General features: G+C 62.3%; 18 protein-coding genes. 7 read left to right on the top strand and 11 right to left on the bottom strand.

Features of this window, described 5'->3' with window-relative positions; translation table 11 throughout:
* Positions 1-20: 20 nt before the first annotated feature.
* Complete coding sequence (locus ACUY3D_RS02410) at positions 21-758, top strand: beta-N-acetylglucosaminidase (protein ID WP_369816012.1); 738 nt, start codon at positions 21-23, stop codon at positions 756-758.
* Positions 759-778: 20 nt separating this feature from the next.
* Here the strand turns inward: ACUY3D_RS02410 and ACUY3D_RS02405 are convergent, their stop codons facing one another.
* Positions 779-1,855, bottom strand: a complete 1,077-nt coding sequence (locus ACUY3D_RS02405; RefSeq protein WP_070532446.1) for a YlbL family protein — start codon at positions 1,853-1,855, stop codon at positions 779-781.
* A gap of 93 nt (positions 1,856-1,948) precedes the next feature.
* On the opposite strand from ACUY3D_RS02405, the gene ACUY3D_RS02400 reads away from it, so the two are divergent.
* A complete protein-coding gene (locus tag ACUY3D_RS02400; protein ID WP_070520214.1) occupies positions 1,949-3,367 on the top strand; it encodes a zinc-dependent metalloprotease in 1,419 nt (472 codons plus the stop codon).
* Here the strand turns inward: ACUY3D_RS02400 and ACUY3D_RS02395 are convergent.
* Positions 3,364-3,861, bottom strand: coding sequence for a M48 metallopeptidase family protein (locus ACUY3D_RS02395; protein WP_101735979.1), 498 nt, complete (start codon positions 3,859-3,861; stop codon positions 3,364-3,366). The genes ACUY3D_RS02400 and ACUY3D_RS02395 overlap by 4 nt on opposite strands.
* Positions 3,862-3,934: 73 nt before the next feature.
* On the opposite strand from ACUY3D_RS02395, the gene ACUY3D_RS02390 reads away from it, so the two are divergent.
* On the top strand, positions 3,935-4,765 hold the full coding sequence (locus tag ACUY3D_RS02390; RefSeq protein ID WP_101735978.1) for a TOMM precursor leader peptide-binding protein: 831 nt from the start codon (positions 3,935-3,937) through the stop codon (positions 4,763-4,765).
* Here the strand turns inward: ACUY3D_RS02390 and ACUY3D_RS02385 are convergent.
* The 8 genes from ACUY3D_RS02385 to ACUY3D_RS02350 are packed head-to-tail and all read right to left on the bottom strand — an operon-like array spanning position 4,762 to position 17,061.
* On the bottom strand, positions 4,762-6,816 hold the full coding sequence (locus ACUY3D_RS02385; RefSeq protein ID WP_448240270.1) for an ATP-dependent DNA helicase UvrD2: 2,055 nt from the start codon (positions 6,814-6,816) through the stop codon (positions 4,762-4,764). The two genes, ACUY3D_RS02390 and ACUY3D_RS02385, sit on opposite strands and share 4 nt — an antisense overlap.
* Positions 6,785-7,519, bottom strand: coding sequence for an NAD(+) diphosphatase (locus tag ACUY3D_RS02380; protein ID WP_448240269.1), 735 nt, complete (start codon positions 7,517-7,519; stop codon positions 6,785-6,787). Before ACUY3D_RS02380 ends, ACUY3D_RS02385 begins: the two co-directional genes overlap by 32 nt.
* Entirely contained in the window at positions 7,519-8,631 is a 1,113-nt protein-coding gene (locus ACUY3D_RS02375) for a potassium channel family protein (RefSeq protein WP_070520204.1), read from the bottom strand. The genes ACUY3D_RS02380 and ACUY3D_RS02375 overlap by 1 nt, the downstream gene beginning before the upstream one ends.
* A gap of 42 nt (positions 8,632-8,673) precedes the next feature.
* A complete protein-coding gene (locus ACUY3D_RS02370; RefSeq protein WP_448240268.1) occupies positions 8,674-11,886 on the bottom strand; it encodes an ATP-dependent helicase in 3,213 nt (1,070 codons plus the stop codon).
* A complete protein-coding gene (locus ACUY3D_RS02365; protein ID WP_448240267.1) occupies positions 11,879-15,055 on the bottom strand; it encodes an ATP-dependent helicase in 3,177 nt (1,058 codons plus the stop codon). Before ACUY3D_RS02365 ends, ACUY3D_RS02370 begins: the two co-directional genes overlap by 8 nt.
* Before the next feature lie 3 nt (positions 15,056-15,058).
* Complete coding sequence (locus ACUY3D_RS02360; RefSeq protein WP_070532463.1) at positions 15,059-15,832, bottom strand: hypothetical protein; 774 nt, start codon at positions 15,830-15,832, stop codon at positions 15,059-15,061.
* A 33-nt stretch (positions 15,833-15,865) separates the two neighbouring features.
* Complete coding sequence (locus ACUY3D_RS02355) at positions 15,866-16,807, bottom strand: DUF3152 domain-containing protein (protein ID WP_448240266.1); 942 nt, start codon at positions 16,805-16,807, stop codon at positions 15,866-15,868.
* Between the two features lie 32 nt (positions 16,808-16,839).
* Entirely contained in the window at positions 16,840-17,061 is a 222-nt protein-coding gene (locus ACUY3D_RS02350) for a DUF3107 domain-containing protein (RefSeq protein WP_070520196.1), read from the bottom strand.
* Between the two features lie 104 nt (positions 17,062-17,165).
* Here ACUY3D_RS02350 and ACUY3D_RS02345 point away from each other — a divergent pair, with 104 nt between their 5' ends.
* Together ACUY3D_RS02345 and ACUY3D_RS02340 are read left to right on the top strand one after the other, a co-directional pair.
* Positions 17,166-18,554, top strand: coding sequence for a DEAD/DEAH box helicase (locus ACUY3D_RS02345; RefSeq protein WP_070684149.1), 1,389 nt, complete (start codon positions 17,166-17,168; stop codon positions 18,552-18,554).
* Positions 18,551-19,852, top strand: a complete 1,302-nt coding sequence (locus ACUY3D_RS02340) for an Rv3212 family protein (RefSeq protein ID WP_448240265.1) — start codon at positions 18,551-18,553, stop codon at positions 19,850-19,852. Before ACUY3D_RS02345 ends, ACUY3D_RS02340 begins: the two co-directional genes overlap by 4 nt.
* Positions 19,853-19,862: 10 nt before the next feature.
* Here ACUY3D_RS02340 and ACUY3D_RS02335 read toward each other — a convergent pair whose 3' ends face one another.
* Positions 19,863-20,321: a hypothetical protein gene (locus ACUY3D_RS02335; protein WP_070564918.1), complete on the bottom strand. Its 459-nt coding sequence runs from the start codon at positions 20,319-20,321 to the stop codon at positions 19,863-19,865.
* A gap of 591 nt (positions 20,322-20,912) precedes the next feature.
* Here ACUY3D_RS02335 and ACUY3D_RS02330 point away from each other — a divergent pair.
* Both ACUY3D_RS02330 and ACUY3D_RS02325 read left to right on the top strand, forming a co-directional pair.
* Positions 20,913-21,170 (top strand): WhiB family transcriptional regulator, encoded by a 258-nt coding sequence (locus ACUY3D_RS02330; protein ID WP_070564916.1) that lies wholly within the window; start codon positions 20,913-20,915, stop codon positions 21,168-21,170.
* A gap of 85 nt (positions 21,171-21,255) precedes the next feature.
* Entirely contained in the window at positions 21,256-21,330 is a 75-nt protein-coding gene (locus ACUY3D_RS02325) for a 50S ribosomal protein bL37 (protein WP_100227335.1), read from the top strand.
* Positions 21,331-21,386: the final 56 nt, after the last annotated feature.

The raw sequence follows: 21,386 nt of genomic DNA, 5'->3' as shown, positions 1-21,386 counted from the left end.
TCGACTAAACTCAGTCTGCAGTGGCCATTAACGCTCAGCTCTCGGGGCTGGGCACGGAATCGATAGAGGAGTCTCTCGTGCGCTTGACATCTCGCTTCACCGCCGCAGCATCGGCCGTGCTTGCCACCGGCTGCCTGCTCACCGCATGTGGGAAGGACGATGCGCCCTCCCCCGAGCCGGCTCCTGCAAGCGAAGAAACCACTGCAGCCGCGGAGAAATCCAGCGCGCCGGCCCCGGCAACCACTGCCGAGGAATCCGAGACGCTCTCTCCTGCCGCATCCGAGACTGAGACCAGCTCGGACGCGGAGGAAGAATCCTCAACCCGCAGCTCCGCCGACCGAAAAGACAAAGACAAGGACTCCAGCGAGTCCGCTGAGCCCAGTGGCAAGTTCACCGACTCTGTGGAGCAGGCTTATGAGATCTTCGGTGGGCTCGTCCCGGAGGAGATCTTCGCTCAATTCGACCGCTGCGATCCCAACGGCGTGACGGATTCCTTCAACTGCTCCGGTTCCGAGGTGGGACAGTTCCAGTTCTTCAAGTCCAAGACCAAAGCTTCCCAGACCACTCAAGTTCTCACCGAGCTGCGCAGCTCCCGCGTCATCGAGGACAGTGGCAACCGCGTGGTGGGCTGGTCCATGCTGGGCAACACGGCCATCCTCACCGTCGTGGACAACGACGAAGGCCTCATCATGCAGCAGATGATCTCCACGGACCAGGACGATCCGGAAGAGCGCCTCAAGGAGCTTGGCTTGGTCTAGGACCGCAACTTCCTTTAGGGCTAGCCTTCGCAGGTCTCGACGGGCTTGCCCTCTGCAAAGTCGTGCATGGCTGTGATGGCGTCATCCAGCGTGTGGACCTTGGCCACCACCATGTCGCCGGTGCCACGGCTGACCGCCTCCGCGCAATTATCTGCAGGTGCGAGGAAGAGCTCGGCGCCCGCTTCCTGCGCGGCGTGTACCTTGTGGACGATGCCACCAATGGGGCCGACCTCGCCGTCCTCACCGATGGTGCCCGTGCCGGCAACAAACCGGCCGCCGGTGAGATCCTCATCGGACAACTTGTCGATCACCGCCAACGTAAACATCATTCCGGCCGACGGTCCACCGATGTCCTGTAGGTTGTAATCCACGGTGATGTCTTCGGTGGGCACTGAGGTCATGAGGATGCCCAGCAAAGCTACGTCGTCGTGCTCTGGGTGTGCGCCGAGGGTCACCGGGACTGTCTTTTCCTCGCCCTTGCGAATAATCCCCAGCTTCACCTCATCGCCGGGCTTAAGAGCGCGGATCTTCTCCTGTATCTGGCCAGGCTCCGTGACCTTGTCGCCGTTGACGGCGGTGATGATGTCGGCGTCGTCAAGCGCGCCCGCAGCGGGACTGTCGTCGAGCACCTGTGCTACCTCGATACGCACGGGCTTGTGCAGGTAGTCCATGGCTGCGACGGTGGCCGCTGACTCAGACTGGGTAAAAGCCTGTTGATTGGCTTCCTGAACTTCCTCATCCGTCTTGCCTTGCGGGATGACGCTGCCGATGGGGACGATGGTGTCATCGGTGAAAAGCCACCGCCCCAAAGCTTGAGCCAACGTCATGTTGGTGCGAACAGAGACCGTCGTCATGTTGAGATGCCCCTGCGGCTGAAACGTTTCCGGGGCCTCGACGTTGACCACCGGCTCCCCTTCCACTTCACCCAAGGTGTCCAGGGTAGGACCTGGTCCTTCGGCGGCGTACGGCACCGACAGGGTGATATCGGTGCCGGGGATGTGGTCGACGCTGAGCAGGGTTCCCGTCAACACCACCGGAATGGCTCCCCACGTCAAGGTGGACAGGCGGCGGGTTCGGGGGTTCTGCGAAGATTTCACGGAGGATCAGCCTACAGCCTCGTGATGCTTGTTCGCTCTCAGCGTTGCCGTGGTCCTAGAATCCGCACTAGGAAACCTAGTAGATTAGGCCCCATGAGCAACGGATTCGGTTTTTCCTTCCCCAATAACGACGATGACGATGATAACGATCGTCGCGACCAGAACCCGTTCGGCGCCTTCGGCTTCAGCGCGGGCAACGGTGGCCTAGGAGACTTGTTGAATCAGTTTGGCCAGATGCTCTCCGGTATGGGTTCTTCCATGAATTCCCCGGAGGGTGCCGGCCCGGTCAACTATGACCTGGCCAAGCGCATCGCGCACCAGCAGATCTCCGGCGATAAAGAGATCAATGATAAAGACCGCACTGCAGTGCAGGAAGCCGTGCGGTTGGCGGAACTGTGGCTGGATGATGCCACGATTCTGCCCACTGCCTCCGGCACCGTGACCGCGTGGAATTCTGCGCAATGGTTGGATGAGACTCTGCCGATGTGGCAGCGCATGGTCACCCCGGTGGCGGAGCACATGAACTCCGCGCAGCTGGAATCCCTGCCGGAAGAAGCCCGCGAGATGATGGGGCCGATGACCTCGATGATGAACTCGATGTCCGGCATGAACTTCGGTATGAAGCTAGGCCACGCCCTGGGTGACTTGGCCGCACAGGCTCTTACCGGTTCTGACTTCGGCTTGCCGGTCTCCCCCGCAGGCACCACCGCACTCTTGCCGCACAACATCCAGGCCATAGCGCGCGATCTCAACGTTCCGGGCCAAGAAGTGTTGGTCTATATCGGCGCCCGCGAGGCCGCCCGCCAGCGCCTGTTCAAGCACGTGCCGTGGTTGGTTGAGCGCCTCGTCTCCTCCGTGGAGGAATACGCCATGGGCTTGGTCATCGACACTTCTCACATCGAGGAAGCCACACGCGAGCTCAACCTGGAGTCCGGTGACCCGCAGGCCATCCAGGATGCGATGAACAAGCTGCAGGGCATGGACCTGTCCCCGCGCATCACCTCCCGCAATGCGGGCGCGGCTTCCCGCTTGGAGACTCTCCTGGCACTCGTCGAGGGCTGGGTCGAGCACGTAGTGACCGAGGCCCTGGGTGAGCGCATCCCGTCCACGAAGGCGATGAATGAGGCGTGGGCTCACCGCCGCTCCACCGGCGGCTCCGCAGAAAAGGCCTTCTCCCAGGTCGTTGGCATTGAGCTAAACGCGCCGAAGGTAGAGGCGGCAGCTGAGCTGTGGCGCCGCGCCACCGTCGCAGTGGGCGCCGATAAGCGTGACTCCGCCTGGGACCACCCGGACCTGCTACCTACCGCAGAGCACCTGGAGAACCCGGCTTCCTTCATCGACGGTTTGCTCGATGACACCCCCGACGAGGGCTTTGAAGAAGAGTTTTCCAAGCTGGAGGAGATGCTCCGCCAGCAGGACGCCAGCGCCAGCGATGCTGCTGGCGAGGACAAGAACACGGACGCTGGCGAGGATAAAGAAAACAAAAAGGACAAGCCGGAAGACGAGAACTAGCGGAAGCGCTGGTAGGCCTCGAGGTATCCCTTCGCGCGCTCGGCTTTGGGGGCTCGATCGGCCCACTCCCAAAATTCCGGGCCATGGCCCGGGATGAAGGTGTGCGTTAGCTCGTGGATAATGACAGCGTCGAGGACGTAGTCGGGAACATCCTGCAGCCGGTCAGAAATCCGAATATCTCCCGTTGAGGTAGTGCAACTACCCCAGCGGGATTTTTGGTTACTCACCCACCGGATGGATCCCACCGTGGCGCGGCCCTCTAGGAAACGAGCATTTAGAGTGCGGGCGCGGGCGGTCAGGGAGTCGTCGGAAAGCTGCGAAGAACTGTGCTTCTTGCGGACCTTCGCCACGATGCCATCCACTGCTTCGCGCTCCTCCGCCGCCGACATCCAGGCGGGGATGCGCACCTCCACGACGCCATCAACGACGCGGGCTTGGACAGTGCGGCGGCGCCGGGCGGAGCGGATGACGCGTACCTCGGGATTGCTCGACATGACAGGGCATTCTACCTGTGGTGCAATGGTGGCTAAACACAACTGGGGTGGGTTAAAGAACGGGGAGGAAAACATGAATGCTAAGACGTACATGTTGGCGCCAGAAACCGTGGTCATTGAACGCGAGCCTGGAATTCTCCAGTGTGGGATGGATGCCACGCGCGTTGGGGTCTTCGAAGCCCACCCGCAGCTGGCGGGGCTGCTCAACCGGCTGCGCACTCCGCTGACCCGGCAGACCATTGAAAAGTCCATCGAGAACACAGGCGTTAGCGCCTCCGCTGCTCGCAGTCTGGTCGATGATCTGATTAGCTACCGCGTTCTGTGGCCGGCTCCCCGTCCCCAGCGCGTGGCGGTTTTGGGAACCTCGGTCCTGGCCAATGAGCTGCGCGACGTCCTGCTTAGCGATTCCTTCCAACCCCGTTCCCCTCTCCACAGCGAAACCCCCGCCGAGTACATCGCGAACGTGGCCGGGCACCTGCCTATCGTGGCCGTCGATATGTTGGATGGCGCCACGGAATGGGCACAGGCACTGAGTAATTCCCCGGCGACCTGGCTGCCAGTGTCCATGCTCGATGCCCGCGGCATCATCGGACCGGTCCGCGTAGCTGGAGCCGGTCCCTGCCCGATGTGCGCGCACCTGCACCGCATCGAAACCGACGAGCAGTGGCACGAGGTGGCTCACCGCGCCGCGGCGGTGGAGCCACCGGGTGACCCCATCGTGCGCACGGCGATAGTGATGCATGCAGTGGTGACCATCCGCCGACTCTTGGGAAGACCCGCCCCACCCGGGGCACCAGGCGGTAAACCGCTAGCAGGTGAGCTCACGGAGATAGACCTCTACGGCATGGAGCAACGCCGCCTGCTCATTGAACACCCGCGCTGCGCGTATTGCGCCGGTGTTTAAGCGCGGGCAGACGCGATGATCTGCAGCACCTCCGCACCATAGCGCTCCAGCTTGGAAGGGCCCACCCCGGAGATATCGAGCAGCTCCGCCTCGTTTGTGGGAAGCGCCTCCGAGATCGCTTGCAGGGTAGCGTCAGAGAACACGACATAAGCAGGCACCTGAGAGTCCTTCGCCACGGACGCGCGCCACGCGCGCAGTGCGTTGAAGACATCCTCATCGCCCTCGTATTTACACCACTCGTGGCGGCCTAAGACCTTTTCCGCTGGGCTGCTGAGCTGGCCCGAGCACACCCGGCAGCGGCGCGGGCGATAGCGGCGGTTGGAGGATTGGCTTTCTTCGATTCCTGGCACCACGCCATCCAAGAAACGAGTGCGCTCACGCGAGGCTCGCGAGCCGGTGGTCTTTGCCAACGCCCACGACAGAGCTAGGTGTTCGCGGGCACGGGTAATGCCGACATAAAACAGGCGGCGCTCCTCCTCCACGTGCTCATCGCCGGCCTTGATGGCGTGGTTGATGGGCAACAGTTTTTCGGTGAGGCCCACGAGGAAGACCGCATCCCACTCCAAGCCCTTGGCTGCGTGGATGGTGGCCAAGGTGACGCCCTCCATCGTGGGGTTGTGCTTGTTTTCGGAACGGCGGTGTAGCTCACCGAGCACGCCGGGAAGGTCGATGCCCTCGTGGTCCTCCACGATTTGTGCGATGAGATCCACCAGTGCGGTGAGTGACTGCCAGCGCTCACGGGCCTGCGCGCCCTGCGGCTCCGTGGCGGACAGTCCCAGCTCCACGAAGGCCGCGCGCGCCACGGCCACCGGATCGTTCGGCAGATCATCGCGGCGCGTGGCGGCGATGAGCACGCGGATGGCCTCCAAGATCTCTGGGCGGCGGAAGAAGCCTTCGCCGCCGCGGACTTGGTAGACCACTCCGGCGTCGGCAAGCGCCTGCTCAAACTGCTCCGACTGCGCGTTGATGCGGTAGAGGATCGCAATCTCCGAGGCCTTAACTCCCTGGTTGAGCAAGGTCAGAACCTGGCCCGCGACCTCCTTGGCCTCAATCTCCTCAGACTCATAGGCCTTAAACGTGGGCTCGGGGCCGGGCTCGCGCATACCCTGCAGCTCCAGACGGGTTCCCGCAGCGCGGCCCGAAGCCTTTGAGATAACTTCGTTGGCCAAGTCCGTCACCTGCGGGGTGGAGCGGTAGTCTCGCTGCAACTTCACCACAGTGGCCTGCGGATAAGTGCGAGAAAAATTCAGCAAGTACTCCGGGGAAGCCCCGTTGAAGGAGTAGATGGTCTGGTTAGCATCACCCACAACCGTCAGGTCATCGCGCTCCCCCAACCACGCCTCCAATACTCGCTGCTGCAGCGGCGTGACGTCCTGGTACTCATCCACCACGAAGGTGCGGTACTGCTCACGGAATACCTCAGCCACCGAAGGAACGTTCTCGATGGCACCGGCGATATGCATGAGCAAATCATCGAAATCGAGGTACATGACATCCGGGGTGGCCTTCATGTCCTCATAGCGGCGGAAGACCTCCGCCACCTTGGCCGGGTCCCCCGGTGCCTCGCGGTCCGTGGATTCGATGATGCCGGGATAACCCTCGGGGCTGATCAGCGAGGACTTTGCCCACTCGATTTCCCCCAGGAAGTCACGGATGGTGTCCTTGTTGTTGTCCAATCCGAGTGAGCGCACCGCGCGCCCCACGAGGCTGAACTTGTTGTCGATGAGCTGCCAAGGCAGATCCCCCGCAACCTGCGGCCAAAAGTACTTCAGCTGACGGCGCGCCGCGGCGTGAAAGGTTTGGGCCTGCACTCCCCCGACGCCCATCTGATTGAGACGCTCGCGCATTTCGCTTGCGGCACGAGTAGTAAACGTGACGGCCAGAACGCGTTGCGGGTTGACGAAGCCCTGGTCCACCATGTGGGCGATGCGATAGGTAATCGTGCGCGTTTTGCCCGTACCGGCACCCGCGAGGATGCAGACCGGGCCGCGCGGCGCCGTGGCTGCGGCCCGCTGGTCTTCATCGAGCAGGGACAGATCCGGTCTCATCACCGTGGAACCACTCCATAATCATCGTGTGTGCAATTGAGCCCTTGCGGGCAATGGTCAGTTCTGGCAGCTCAGCGCGGGACACCCACCGCACTTCCGCGAGCTCTCCGTCAGTATCGCACACGGGCCGGACATCCTCCGTGACCGCGGAAAAGCCCACCATCAACGAACCACTCGGTGGCCAGGGTTGCGAGCCCCAATAGGAAACTGATTCAACGCGGCGACCGGTTTCTTCCAAAGCCTCGCGGACCATGGCCTCTTCGAGGGTCTCGCCGGGATCGACATAACCGGCAATGAGTGAAAAGAACCCTGAACGGTGCCGGTTGCGAGCCAACAGAATACGGTCCGTTTCTGGGTGGCGGATGATGCCGATGACGGCCGGATCGAGGCGCGGGAAAACGAGGCGCTCGCCGTCGTGGCCCACGGCCCCCGGGGCAGGATAGGACAGCTCACGCCCAGTGCGCGGATCAAAGCGCGCTTCACGACGGTTACGAATCAGGTGCAGCGCTTTGAGAATATCGCGCTGCCCGTTGAAGAAGGTGGCATCGCGCAATGTCCCGAGCCGTTCGGCGGACTCACTGTCCATGAGGAAAGCGTGGATGGACCCGGCTGTCACCACGATATCCCCAGCCGGCTCAGCCAGGTAAACAGGTTGCCCTTGTGGCGTTACCGGAACGCGGCCGGCTTCGGTGACGGGCAGGAACATTAGTTGCCTTCGTCCTCATCTTCATCGGTATCTTCCGCGGCTTGCTGCATCTCGTGCTTGATGTAGAGCAGGCGGTCACCGGGCTTGAGCGCGTAGGCATCTGCCGTGTCGACGCGGTGCAGCTCGTTGTTGCGCAGGACGGCCAGGACAATGTCCGCGAGGTGGCGCGGGTTAGAGCCCACCTCGAATTCGCGTACAGCGCGCTCGGCCACGGAGAAACCCTCATTCGGAGAGAGGAGATCCTCCATCATCTCCACCACCGTCGGCGTCACGGTGGCAAGGCCCAGGAGGCGGCCGGCCGTTTCCGCGGAGGTGACCACCGAGTCGGCACCGGACTGCAGGAGAAGGTGGCGGTTTTCGGATTCGCGCACAGACGCGACAACCTTGGCCTTCGGATTGAGCTCGCGCACAGACAACGTGCACAGCACCGCGGTATCGTCCGTGGACGGCGTCACCACCACGGAGGAGGCGTGCTGCGCTCCGGCGATGCGCAGGACATCCTGCTTGGTTCCGGAGCCATAGATGGTGACAAGGCCATGGTGCTCGGCGCTGGCTAGGGCCGCACGGTTATTGTCTACGACCACGATTTGGGAGGCTGGGACGTCATCGGCGATAAGCGCGGCGACCGCACCGGCGCCCTTGGTGCCATAGCCGATGACGACGGTGTGGTTACGCAATTGCTTTCTCCAATTCTGGATTTCAAACGTGCGACGGGCTCGATCCGTCAGAACCGACAAGGTAGCACCGACCAACAAAACAAGGAAGAGCAGGCGGGCCGGAGTAACAATAACGAGGTTGATAAAGCGCGCCGTGGGGGTCACAGGGACGATATCGCCGTAGCCCACAGTGGTCAACGACACCGCTGAATAGTAGGCGGCATCGAGGAAAGATAGGTCTTCGCTGTAGCCATCGCCGTCGAAAAAGACGACGATGGTGACGAAGACCAACAGCCCCATGGCCCAAATAACGCGGCTTGCCAGCTGTTTCCACGGGCTGGTGCTCTGCGTGCGCGGGATCGTGATGACGTCGATCAGCGCATGATCTGGCTGCGAGGTCAGCTCAACCTGCGACAAGAAACGCGATGTAAAGCGTTTACCTAAGTGCTTAGGCACGAAGTGCCAACCTCCCTAGACAGTGCGGATTTCCTCGTGAGACTACCTTAGACTCAACCCCGGTGGCGTGGAAACTGCGGAGCTTAAAAGCTCAGCCAACCGTGCTCCGGTGGGCAAGTCATCCGGCTCCAAGAGATAATTCTCATGCACGTAGAAGAACGCCGCGCGGACGGTCTCCACGCCGTGGATGCGCCGCCATGCTTCTGCGTAGACAGCCAGCTGAATCTGCGCCGAGGCCAATGCGGCGCCCTGCGGACGGCGGCCGGTCTTCCAGTCCACGATGAGCCAGGAGCCATCCGGCTGCTGGAACACCGCGTCCATGCGGCCGCGGACAACCGAGTCCCCAATGGTGATCTCGAAGGGTGCCTCGACATAAGCGGGAGTGCGCTGTGCCCACTCGGAGGCCAGGAAAGACTCCTTGAGGGATTCCAAGTCATGGTCCGGTTCGTCGTGCGAGCCTGGCAGCTCGTCCTCCCCCAGCAAGGCTGGGGAACCAAAACGATCCTCCAGCCAGGCGTGGAAAGCTGTGCCGCGCTTGGCATAGGAATTGGGCTTGAAGGGAATGGGGCGACGCTGGCGGCGCGCGAATTGGGTGGGATCCGCCGACATAGCCACCATGTCGGAGGCCGTCAGCTCGCCAGGCAGTTCAACATCGACCACGGGGGCTTGAAGGGCCTTGTGTTCTTCGATGAGCGCACTCGCCTCCTGCTCCCAGAGCCCGAAGACTTCGCCATCACGCAGCGCCGGTAAGTCCTCCATCGCCGCGCGCACCGCGTCTGCTGCTTTCAGCGCTTCCGCTTGCGGGGTCAGCGAGGGGAAAGACGCCTCGTTAACCGCGCCTTCTGCTTCTTCTTCCGGAACTTCGGGGACCTCCCAATGGACCACCAGATCTGGGTGTTTATCCGCCAGCAACTGCAGGTAGGAATAAGGGCCTTTCTTATTCTTTCCCTTCATCCTGTTGGTGCCGGAGCCCGTCACCGTCAACGTGGACTCGGTGCGGGTCATGGCCACGTAGAAAAGACGCGCTGCTTCCTCTGCTTGGAACTCGCGGTTTTGCTCCTTGAATGCTGTGCACGCCTTGTCGAAGTCGGTGCGTGTCACCGCATCCTCGGGGACATCAATGACGTCTTCATCGCCCGGGGCTTTCTCGATTTTGGTCAGGAAGGTTTCCGCCTGTGCCTTATAGCTCGAGGAATCCGCATGTGCCACGCACACGTGCTCCCATTCCAAGCCCTTGGCCTTGTGCACCGTCATGATCTGCACGCGGTTGCGCACGAGCGGGACCTCTCCCAGTTCGAGTCCATCTTCCTTCTCCTTAGCCAGCTCAAGGTAGTCCAAGAGGCCGGCCAGGCCATCCCCGTGGAAGCCCGCGACGAAGTCAGCGAAAGCGTCGAGGTGCGTAGTCCCACCAGCCTTACCGGAAGCGAGGACTTCGGTGCGCAGGCCGAAGAGCAGCTCAATGTCGGCGATGATGTCATTCAACGATTTCCCCAGGGAATAGGTGCGCAAGTGACGCAGCTTGGAGGAGACCTCCTCCATGCGTTCCAATCCTTCGGCGCTGTAGCGATCGCGTTCGCCGAGGTCTGCGAGGGCGTCGGCAAGCCCCAGCACCTGGTCCGGGCCCTCCGCAGTGATCTCTTCGACCTGGATAGCCAGGTGCTCCAAAGGATCACCGCCCTCCCACCGCGTGCGGCCCTCGGTGGCGCCTGCGAGGTTGCGCTGACGCGAATGCAGCGCCTGGATATCGGCGATGCCCAAGCCGCACATCGGACCGGTCAGCACACGCAGTGCCGCCGCGCTGTCCTGTGGACGCACCAAGAGCGTAGCCACCGCCACGAGGTCTTGGATCTCTGGCTGCCAGAGCAGGCCACCCAGGCCGAAGATCTCATTGGGCACGCCAGCCTCATCCAAGGCGGCGGCGATCAAAGGCGATTGCCTATTGGTGCGCACGAGTACGGCGGCGCTGAAATCCTCGCCTTCCGGCGTGGACTCATAGAGCTGACGAAGGTGCTCAGCGATGAAGGCGCGCTCCTCGTCCTCAGATGTGAAGTAACCCAGCTCAACCGTGCCGGCCGGTGCCGTGGGCTTGGGCGACAGCTCATCGACGGGGCGCTCGCCGGGGCTTGAGGAGAAGAGCTCCGAAGCCACGTCATTGGCCAGCCCCAGCACCGTCGACGGGTTGCGCCAAGAGGTGGTGAGCTGATCCTTCGGCGCCGGGGTGCCATCAGGCTGCGGAAAGTCCGTGACAAAAGCCTCCAGGTTTTCGGCCGTCGCGCCACGCCAGCCATAGATGGACTGCATGGGATCACCAACCGCAGTAACGGATAGTCCCTCGCGCTCGCCACCAAAGAGGGAGCGCAATAGGATGCGCTGCGCGTGGGAGGTGTCCTGGTACTCATCCAACATGATGACGCGGTAGCGCGCGCTTTGTTGCTCACCCAAAAGCGGGAACTTTTTGGCCAGGGTGGCGGCGATGGACATCTGCTCACCGAAGGTGATCACCCCGCGCTCCGCTTGCTCTTTCTTGAGAGCTTCCACCAAGGGCAGGTACTCCAAGCGCAGGCGCTGGATATCCAAGTACTTCTGCAAGTCTTTGCCGAACTCACCTTTAGTCCGGTTGCTCTTTTCTAGATCCTCAGCGGTCTTTCGGAAGATGTCCTCGTGCTCATAGAGATCCTGCGGATCCTTGAGCTCCCCGTCCATCGTTTCCGCGAGCTTGAGCAAGGTCGCGGTCACCGTGGCCACCGCGTTATCGGTGCTCAGCGAGCCCGTGTAGTTGCTGACCACCTCATGAGCGATGGCGTAGCGTTCCGCCTCCGTGATGATGCGGGCATTCGGCTCCACCGGCATGAGCAAGCCATACTCGCGGACGAGATCGCCTGCATAGGAGTCATACGTGGACACGTTGGGGGCGATATTCTCCACCGCCTCAGCCGCCGGGCTGCCCGGGGCAAGGATTCCAGAAGAACGCAGCGTCAACAGCTGGCGGCGGATGCGTTGCTCCAGTTGCTGGGCGGCCTTGCGGGTAAAGGTGAGGCCGAGGACCTGCTCCGGCCGCACCAGACCATTCGCCACGAGTGAGACCACGCGTGAGGCCATCGTTTCCGTCTTACCGGCGCCAGCGCCGGCCACGACGAGTTTCGGACCGAGCGGGCCATCGATAACAGCGGCCTGTTCCGGGGTGGGAGGAAAAGGCTTGCCCAGCGCGGCAGCAAGCTCCTCAGGGCTGAAGTGTTGAGCCGGATTCTTAGGCATTGGTCACCAGACCTCCTTCATTCATCACGGGGCAAATAGAGCGGATTGGGCAGCGATCACAATCGGCATTCTCGCGCGCGGTCAGATCCGGTCCGCGCAGCTCAGCCACGAGTGCGGGCAGCATTTGTGCAAATTCCGCAAGCTCTTCTGGGGGCTTGGTGGCTTGTTCTCGGGTGGGCACGGAGGCAGCGCTCGACCGCGGGAACACCAGAACACCACCGCCGCGCGGCAGGCCATCACCGGTCCGGATGGACACGTCATGAGATTCGCTACCTGGTTCTGCTGCAGCCCCGACGAGCTGTCCGTGTGCTAGCGCCAATTGATACGTCATGAGCTGAGTGTTGTCCTGAGCGCTGGTCGCCGACGGGACTTTTGTCCCCGTCTTGAGATCCACCACAACATAGTCCTCGCCGGCTTTTGCCAGCCGGTCGATGAACCCACGGATGGTGACATCAGGACCGATATCCACGGTGACGGGAACCTCGACGCCCACGGGCTCGAGCGAGACTGAACTCGAGAGCACCCAGCCATGGGTGCGGTCGATGAGGCGTTCAAAGTCCGCGCGTTCAGCTTCCCGGTGCCACGCTGGGCCTTCCACAAGCGAGTCGAAGGCATCGAGCACCAGCCGCTTCGCAGGCTCTGCGGCCGCGCCGCGGCCTAAAGCCTCCAAGAAGGCATGCGCCAGGTTGCCCCGCACGAGGTTGATGTTCGAGGAATCATCCTCCACCAGCTGCCCCAACACGGCGTTGAGCGGGCACGTGAGCAGGGCATCGACCCGGGACGGCGATACTGTGCTCGAACCACGCAGCGGAAGCTCGGAGGCCACGCCGCGCGCGGCCCACCAGTGATCCGGATGCGCCCCTGGGACCCCGGCCTTTGCCAAACGTGCCAACTGCCGTACCGCTTGGGAGCGCTCCGCCTCTCCGGTTTCCGGATCGGTAGCGCAGCGGCGTAGCTGCGCCACGAAGGAAGGCACTGACAACACCGAGACATCGAGGGGATCCACTTCCTCATCGCCACGTGAACCGCTATGCAGTGTGACCGGGCTCGGATCCGGAACCTCGAGGCCCAACTCGCGCGGCCAGGCCTGGCGCGCCAAGCGCTTGCCGGCTTCCCGGCGCGCTTGTGCACCGGGAACATCGACTCCGCGTGCAGAAAGGAATTCGTCGATGAAGCGGGAGGGCTCCTCCACCACATCGCCCTCCGGTGAATCCACCGCCACGATGAGCAGGCGGCTCAAGTGGCGGGTGGTAGCCACGTGGAAGAGGCGGCGCTCCTCCGCTAAGCGCCCGGACACGTGGCTCACCGGTGTGCCAGGCGTGATGTCGCGGTCGATGAGATCGATGAGGTCTTCTTGCCCAAAGAGGGAGCCGGTCTCCCCCACCGAGGGCCATGTGCCCTCTTGAACGCCCGCCACAATGACGGTGTCCCACTCGCGCCCCACCGCGCCGTGCGCAGTGAGGATCTCTACAGCATCGGGCAAGGCAGCGCGGCGATCGCGCACGCCGGTAGGCAGCTCCTGCTCCGTGATGTGCAGGATGAAGGATTCCAACGATGCCGCCGGACGGCGCTCGGCGTAATCACCGGCAGCGTCGAACAACGCCATCATCGCATCCAGGTCGCGGTCCGCCTGGGAGCCCGCGGCACCACCGCGCAGAGCCGCTGCCTGTAGGCGCGTGTCCAAACCGGTGGCCTGCCACACCTCCCAGAGGACTTCCTCAACGGCAGCTCCCGCGCGCAGGGCCGCACGCCCAGCAGACAGCACACCGCGAATGCGCGCCAGAATCGCTTCCTCGCGCTCCGTGAGAAGGTTATTGAAGTCCGGCAACTCACCGTCCAGCAGCTCACGCAGCGATTCCATTCCGCGCTGCTCCGGCTTCCAACGGCGCAGGCCGCGGATGAGTCGGCGCAATGTTACCGGGTCAGCTCCACCGACAGGCCCGGTAATTAGGTCCTCGAGCTCTGCAGGATCGAGTTCGTTCTCCAAGGCGCGCAATGCTAAGAGCACTGCTTTGACCAAGCGCTGCTCTGCAAGCACAACGTCTGTGGGATTGATATGTACCGGCACGCCAGCGCTAAGCAGTGTGCGACGGGCGGGACCAATATCCCCGGTGGAGCGCACTATCACCGCGATATCGCGCCATTGCACCCCGTCTTCGAGGTGGCGGCGGCGAACCGTATTAGCCAATACATCACGCAAAGTACCGCGGGAATCCACAACGCTGACGCACGCCGGGGAAGGCGTGCGGTGCGTAGAGTTCAGACGCAGCTCGTTCTCTGCTTCCCAAGTGGTGAGGAATTCCGAGTTGGCACCGCGGAAGGCAAAGACCGCTTGGTCGGGGTCACCACCAATCACTGTGAGTCGAGCGGTCTTCGCCAGCTCAGCAATCAATTGCCCTGAGGTCGGGTCCAGCAGCTGGGCATCATCGACCACGATGGTGTGCCATGGATGCTCACGCAGCAGCTCCGGGCGCAGAAGAACCTGGCTAACCAGCTCCGCAGCGGAGTAGGAATGCGAACCCGCCAGCGCCTGGGTGCGCTCATATTCGCGCAGGAACTCGCCCGCGGCTGCCCACATGGGCCGGGAGTAGCGCTGTCCCAGCTCTTCCAAATCTGAAGGCCCCAGGCCGCGTTCGATGGAGCGCAGCAACAGGTCACGCAGTTGGCGCGCAAACCCCACGTACTCAAGGGCTGGGCGCATCTCCTCCGGCCACGCGCCCCTGCCATCGGCAGCATGCCCCTGGAGCAATTCACGGATCACCGCATCCTGCTCAGCACCGGTAATGAGGCGCAGCCCTTCCTCGCTGCCTTGGCGCAGGAGCGCAAAAGCCAGCGAGTGTACCGAGCGCACCATCGAGGTCTGTGCGGCGTAGTCATCGAGGTTTTCAGCTAACTCGCGGCGCAGCAACGAGCCGGATTCCTTGGACGGGGCAACGACAAGGATGCCGGAGGCATCGGCGCCGGCGTTCAGTTGTGCCAAGACAACGTCGATAAGCAGGCTCGATACTCCCGATCCCGCCGCTCCCAGGACTCGCCACGTGCCCTGTTGCGGCAATGGCACGTCCCACGTGCGCGTGGCGGCACGACGTCTTCGGGGAATAAGGCGGACATCCGGCGAGGGGGGAAGCGTGACGCCGGTACGTGTGGGGGATTCGCTGCTGTACTTCACGCCCTACAGTCTGTCAGATGTTGCGGACACGAGGGCCGCTTCTACCCTTTCGATGTTCGAACGCACGGTCGCCTTTGACCGCGGGTGCAGGATATTGACGTAACGGCGGTATGCCACAGCACGCAAGAGCAACTGCTGTATACCGGGCACTGACGCAAAGCGAGCACAAATCTCATCGTCCACCGCCCCCGCAATGAGGCCATCCACCATGACCACCGCGGCGGACCAGCCCACCGGGCGCGGGGCCGCGGAAGGCACAATATCAGTCAGCGCCGGCGGGTTAGCCCCGGAGAACACCGTGGTCCCCAGGACATCCACGTGCGCGGTGACCAGCGGAAGCCCTGCAAGCTCAGTATCGGAATAGGCCTCACCGCTCTCCTCCCAGGCAGCCCTCTCCGCCCGCGCAAAAACATCTTCGCGCCTATCCATCGTGGGCAGCGGCGCCAGATCTAGGGCCTCATCGAGCCGCAGCGCCAACTGGGCAGTCTCATCAATGCGCCCGCGCAACTGCCCCTCCACGAACTGCGTGGCCTTCCACCCGGCAGCTGTGTAGCGCCCATCCGCCGTCAGCACCGGACGGGCAATGCGCGCTCCCGGCAGGCTTAGCTTCTCACGCACCTTGGCGGACCAGCTGGTCCACGCGCGAGCTTCGGCAAAGACAATATCCCCGACGCGAATCCCGTTATCCCAGGCAGGCCCCACGAGCTCTCCCTGCGTTCTGCGGGGATGGAACTCAGCGTTAAAGGCTGCAAGAACGGGCTCAGGAGGCAGTGGCATTGGGGAAACAGTCCTTTTTAGCTTCGGGCCGATTTACTCGGGTTTAGTGTGATCGGAACTTGCGGGAGTCGGATAGGGCCAGGGGTTCGGCTCACAGGCGACATCCTCATCCGGATAGATCTCGTTTGGCTCTTTCTCAAAGAGCTGCGCGTTATTTAAGCTCAGCGTCTGCTGCATCATGACCGGTGCGAGTTTACCGGCGCCGCCACAGGGCTGGTGCGCGGCGAATCCGATGGCGTGACCAAACTCGTGGTTGATCAAGTACTGGCGGTAATTGCCCACATCCCCCTCAAATGGTGCAGCGCCCCGGACCCAGCGGGACTCGTTGAGGTTCACCGTGGACTCCCCGGTAATGGTGGTATGGCACGAGGTTTCTGATTCCAACTGCGCGCCGCACAACTTCGCCGTGGTCCCCAGCGAGGTCAGGCGGATGTGCGTATCGGGATTGTCATCAGCCTTGACGTGGATGAACTCAAGGTCGCCGTTGGCGGTCCACCCGCGGGGGTCGGCCAGGGTGGCGTCGACCAGCGCTACGACGGCCCTATCGCCGCCATAGGCGGAGGTGTCCACACCATTTTCGATTTCGACTGAGAACCGGATGGTTTGCTTCCCGCCTTTACCCGCATGCATAGAGGATGGGCCCGCGTCGCGGTAGCTTTCGTCTCCTTGTTCAGTGAAATCACCGCCGGCGGGCAAGCCATCCTTGGCTGCGGCAACTGCGCTGGCATTGGCGGGATCAGGCCCCTTGCGCGAGGATGCGTCAACAGCCGCAGTGCTTGCCGACGTCTCCCCTGCCGCCGAGACCTCCGCTTCCTGGGCCGGCGAACGAAAAACATCAACCACCACCCACACCGTGATGACGACCATGACGGGGATCGCCACCACTCGCCACCAGCCGTACTCGCGAGCGAAACGCTCCACCGCCGAGACGAACTGTGGGCGCTGCTTAAGTTCCGCGGGATTATCCATGGCCATTTAGGCTACCCGCTGAGGCAGCGAGCGCGTACTTAGCCTGCGAATCCTACGGTGTGGGCGCGCACGGTGCCGATTTCCACGTAGACCACACGCTCGGTCCGCACGATATAGGTGCGACCCTTGGTGTCCTTCAATTCGAGAGTGGAGTTCTCCCCCAAAGCGTTGTTGATGGTCTGGGTCAGCTCTTCTCGCTCACCATCCGCGTGAATGACCAGTTCGCGGGCGGTATCGGCGAAGCCAAATTTGATGTCCATGTGGTGTCTACTCCCTTGAATCGTGTTCTTTAGTCCGTGCCATGAGGCCTGCGCCCCCGGCGCTCTAATGGCCCCACTATAGCCACGTCCTCTACTATCAAGGTGTGCTTGCCCCGAAATCATCCCGCGATTCCCGCGAATCCCCTACCTTTGCCGAGCTCGGCGTCGCCGTAGAGATCTGTGATGCCCTCGCTGAGAACGGGATTACGCACACCTTCGCCATCCAAGAGCTCACCCTGCCCATCGCCCTGAATGGCCACGACCTCATTGGCCAAGCGCGCACCGGCATGGGCAAGACCTATGGTTTCGGCGTGCCGTTGCTGGATCGCGTTTTCGATGACGCCGACATCCCGGAGCTCGACGGCACTCCCCGTGCACTGGTCATCGCGCCGACCCGTGAGCTGGCCATCCAGGTCAGCGGGGACCTCAAGGTTGCTGCCGCTAATCTTCCGCTCAGCGTCGTCACCCTGTGCGGCGGACGTCCCTACGAAGAGCAGATCACACAGATCAAGAGGGGCGCGGACGTCGTCGTGGGTACTCCGGGCCGCCTGCTCGATCTCTGCCAGAAGAAGCACCTGTCCTTCGACCAGGTCAGCGTTCTGGTTCTGGATGAGGCCGATGAGATGCTGGACTTGGGCTTCCTGCCGGATATTGAGAAGATTCTCTCCCTCCTGCACGGCAACCCGCACCAGACCATGCTCTTTTCCGCCACCATGCCCGGGCCCATCGTGACGTTGGCCCGCACCTTCCTCACCAAGCCGGTCCACATTCGCGCCGAGTCCGGCGACGCCCAACAGACCCATTCCTCCACGCGCAAGGTCACCTTCCAGGCACACCGCATGGACAAAATCGCGGTCTTGGGAAAGATCCTGCAGGCAGAAGGCCGCGGGCGCACCATCATTTTCACGCGCACCAAGCGCTCGGCAGCCGCCGTCGCAGACGAGCTAGCGCAGCGCGGCTTTAGCGTGGGCGCGGTCCACGGCGATTTGGATCAAAAGGCTCGCGAGCGCTCGCTCTCCGCCTTCCGCGAAGGCACCGTGGAAATACTCGTGGCCACGGATGTCGCCGCTCGCGGCATCGACGTCGATGATGTCACCCATGTCATCAACTATCAGGTGCCGGATGACCCCATGACCTTTGTCCACCGCATTGGCCGCACCGGCCGCGCTGGCCACACCGGCACGGCGGTAACGCTCGTCGGCTTCGATGAGCTGAGCAAATGGCAGATTATCAACGATGAGCTTTCTCTGGACCAGCCCGAGCCGCCACAGTGGTTCAGCACCTCTCCTGAGCTTGCGCAAGCGCTCGATATTCCCGAGGGTGTTTCTGACACCGTTGGTCCGCCCACCAAGGTGCTGGGCGCAGCGAAGCGTTCGGGCTCGCGCGGGGAATCGCCGCGTGGAGGCTCCTCGCGTTCCTCGGCGGCTTCCGCCCGCGCCTCTCGCCGCACCCGTTCCCGCAAACGCAATCCCCGTCAAGGAGGGCACCGATGAGCACCGAGCACACCCAGGAATCCCAGCTGGATAAGGCCCGGGCAAAGGTCGACTCGTCGAAGAAGGCTCCCATCCTGCGCTCCACGAAGGCGGACTGGATTGCCGTGGGCGCGATCAGTGCGGTCTGCGCCATCGCCATCGGCGGCGCGGTCATCACCGCACCCATTCATAAGGCGGAGCTCACCCCGGCGGTGGACGCCGCGTCCGGCGATGAACCGGCGCTTCTCGATGCCATCCCGAGCTCCCTCACCGAAGCCTTCAGCCTTCCCAACACTCTCGTGCCGGGACAGGCTCGCGCGGTATCCTCCAGCGGCCTGTTAATCACCCATGACGGCGATATGCTCAGCGCTTCGAACGCCTCCGGCGACGAAGTCTGGACCTATCAACGCCGCGATGCCGACCTGTGTTCGCTCACCACAGCGTGGAACAAAATTGTGGCTTCCTATGACGCAGGCAATGGTTGCGGCGATGTAGTGGCGATCGATGCCGCCACCGGCCAATACTCCGATACCCGTAGCGCCCGCAATTCCGAAGAGGTGGTCCCCATCATGTCGAATGACCGCGTGGGCACCGTTTCCGCAGAGCGCGTAGAGCTCTGGCGCTCGGATCTCGTGCGCTCGGTTGAGTACGGTGATGTCGACGCCAAACAGGAGCCAAACCTACAGCCCCACGAGGACTGCGCCATCACCTCAGCGCTGACCCGCACCGAAACACTGGGTGTCACCGAAACCTGCCCAGATTCCCCGGACTCCACGTGGCTGCGCATCCAAAATGCCACTCCTGAGGATTCCCGTTCTCCGGAAATTACAAAGGACATCGAAATTGAGGATCCTGGTGCGCGCCTCATCGCCTACGGCCAGGAGGCGGCCGCAGTCTTCCTCCCTGGCGATTCACCGCGCATCGTCTCTTATAGCTTCGAAGGTGAAACACTGTCTTCCACGGACGTTGAGCCTTCGAAGTCCATCACCAACGCCGCGTCCCCCTTTGCGCCCGCGATTGCGGATCTGCCGCACCACATGTCGTGGTTCGACGGCGAGCGTCTCTACCTCTTTACCCCTACAGAGCTCAAGGTGGATCACATTCTCGAGCAAGCGGTGGGAACCGGCGTCGCAGTCGACGAACGCCTACTCGTCCCCACTGAGGAGGGGATCGACGTGGTGAACTGGTCTACCGGGAAAACCGAGAAAACCATTCCCGTTGACCGTGACGGCTATTCCGGCCCGATTTCGCTAACGCTAGCGGGCACGGTCATCGTTGAGCAGCGCGGCGACACCGCTGTGGCGCTCACCGCCGCCTAGGCGTGCCCTACTAAAAGTGGCTTTCAGCCCACTGCGCCGTCTCGGGCCGCGCCATAAGCAGGTATAGGACGAGCCCGGCGCTTGCCAAGGTCACGATGCCTAGCAGCGCTGAGCCGCCGCTAAACATCTGAAAAGCCATGGCGCCCAGGATGAATTCCACCAGCACGATGGCTCCGCGGCCCCAGCGTTTGCCTTTGACGAAGGCCCACGAGCCGACGATGACAAAGCCAAACACGATAAAGATGAAGATGGCAGTGCCCAGGCCCACGAAGCTCGATGCGCCGGAATCAGACACCATGGAGCCGTTCTCAGCGCCAGCAACCTCACGGACTATGAGGAAGATGCCGAAAATGATAACCGCGATGGATTGGACCACGGCGATGCCGGCAGCCGCCATCACCGTACGCGGTGCACGGTTTTCGGCAGCTCGGTCAGGTGTCGTTGAGGGCTGGTTCTTCTTCTTATTCACGGGCGTTTAGTCTACTTCCCTGCCCCATGGTTTAGGCAGTCTCCACGCCAAAGCTTCACCCACTGCCAATTCAATTGCCCAATTCAATTGCCGCAGTACTCGCACGTCCTGTACTCAGCTTCGACTTTCCTCCTGCTGTGTTTTCGGGGGCAGCGAGGAGGTTGATGGATTTGACGCGATCCAGGTCACCACACTCACCCCAATCTCCCCGTCGCCGCAGGTAGGGGAACTACTGACAGGCTTCTTACAGCCGCCCACCCATTAGAAAAGTGCAAATTGGAAGAATTTATTTAGTGACGTTGGACACTTTTCGCCCTTTACCCCTAGCGGACTTTGAGTAAACGTGTCATTATTCTCAGGTAGCAAAAACAACGAGCTGTTAAATCAGTTCTTAACTCGGAGAATCCTTCGAGTTAACAGAAAGTGAACCACGGCGGCGTCGACGCTGGCCCTAACTCGAGACAGGGCCCCACTGACCGCAGACCAGTCCACTTACACCCAGTAGCACTCAGTTCAGTTCACCACCGTGGACTGCCCTTGGTGCGCCTACTTCGCCCACTGCTGTCAAAAATTTGTTAGGAGATTTCAATCATGGATTGGCGCCACGAAGCCGTTTGCCGCGACGAGGACCCGGAGCTCTTCTTCCCTGTCGGTAACTCCGGCCCCGCACTCACCCAGATCGCTAAGGCCAAGCTGGTCTGCAACCGCTGCCCAGTTGCCTCTTCCTGCCTCAGGTGGGCCCTCGAGTCCGGCCAGGATGCCGGCGTGTGGGGCGGCCTTTCTGAGGAGGAGCGCCGCGCTATCAAGCGCCGCAACCGCAGCCGCGGCCGTGCCCGTGTATCTGCCTAAACAGACACACCCCCGATTAACACCCAGGCATACCCTGCCGCTACAGTTGAATAAGTTCATTTACCCTTAACAGAAGGAGTACGCGATGAGCAAGCGTGGCCGTAAGCGCAAGGATCGCCGCAAGAAGTCCGCTAACCGCGGCAAGCGTCCTAACGCATAACGTCAGCATTCAGGGCTCGTTCCTCACCCCACCACCGTGGGCGGGAACGAGCCCTT

The sequence above is a fragment of the Corynebacterium guaraldiae genome (assembly GCF_053480195.1).
This window is presented reverse-complemented; position numbering and strand designations above follow the sequence as displayed.

Coding starts and splice junctions, on each gene's coding strand:
- ACUY3D_RS02400 (WP_070520214.1), top strand. CDS start 1,949: ATGAGCAACGGATTCGGTTTTTCCTTCCCCAATAACGACGATGACGAT.
- ACUY3D_RS02395 (WP_101735979.1), bottom strand. CDS start 3,861: ATGTCGAGCAATCCCGAGGTACGCGTCATCCGCTCCGCCCGGCGCCGC.
- ACUY3D_RS02390 (WP_101735978.1), top strand. CDS start 3,935: ATGAATGCTAAGACGTACATGTTGGCGCCAGAAACCGTGGTCATTGAA.
- ACUY3D_RS02380 (WP_448240269.1), bottom strand. CDS start 7,519: ATGTTCCTGCCCGTCACCGAAGCCGGCCGCGTTCCGGTAACGCCACAA.
- ACUY3D_RS02370 (WP_448240268.1), bottom strand. CDS start 11,886: ATGCCTAAGAATCCGGCTCAACACTTCAGCCCTGAGGAGCTTGCTGCC.
- ACUY3D_RS02360 (WP_070532463.1), bottom strand. CDS start 15,832: ATGCCACTGCCTCCTGAGCCCGTTCTTGCAGCCTTTAACGCTGAGTTC.
- ACUY3D_RS02355 (WP_448240266.1), bottom strand. CDS start 16,807: ATGGCCATGGATAATCCCGCGGAACTTAAGCAGCGCCCACAGTTCGTC.
- ACUY3D_RS02350 (WP_070520196.1), bottom strand. CDS start 17,061: ATGGACATCAAATTTGGCTTCGCCGATACCGCCCGCGAACTGGTCATT.
- ACUY3D_RS02340 (WP_448240265.1), top strand. CDS start 18,551: ATGAGCACCGAGCACACCCAGGAATCCCAGCTGGATAAGGCCCGGGCA.
- ACUY3D_RS02330 (WP_070564916.1), top strand. CDS start 20,913: ATGGATTGGCGCCACGAAGCCGTTTGCCGCGACGAGGACCCGGAGCTC.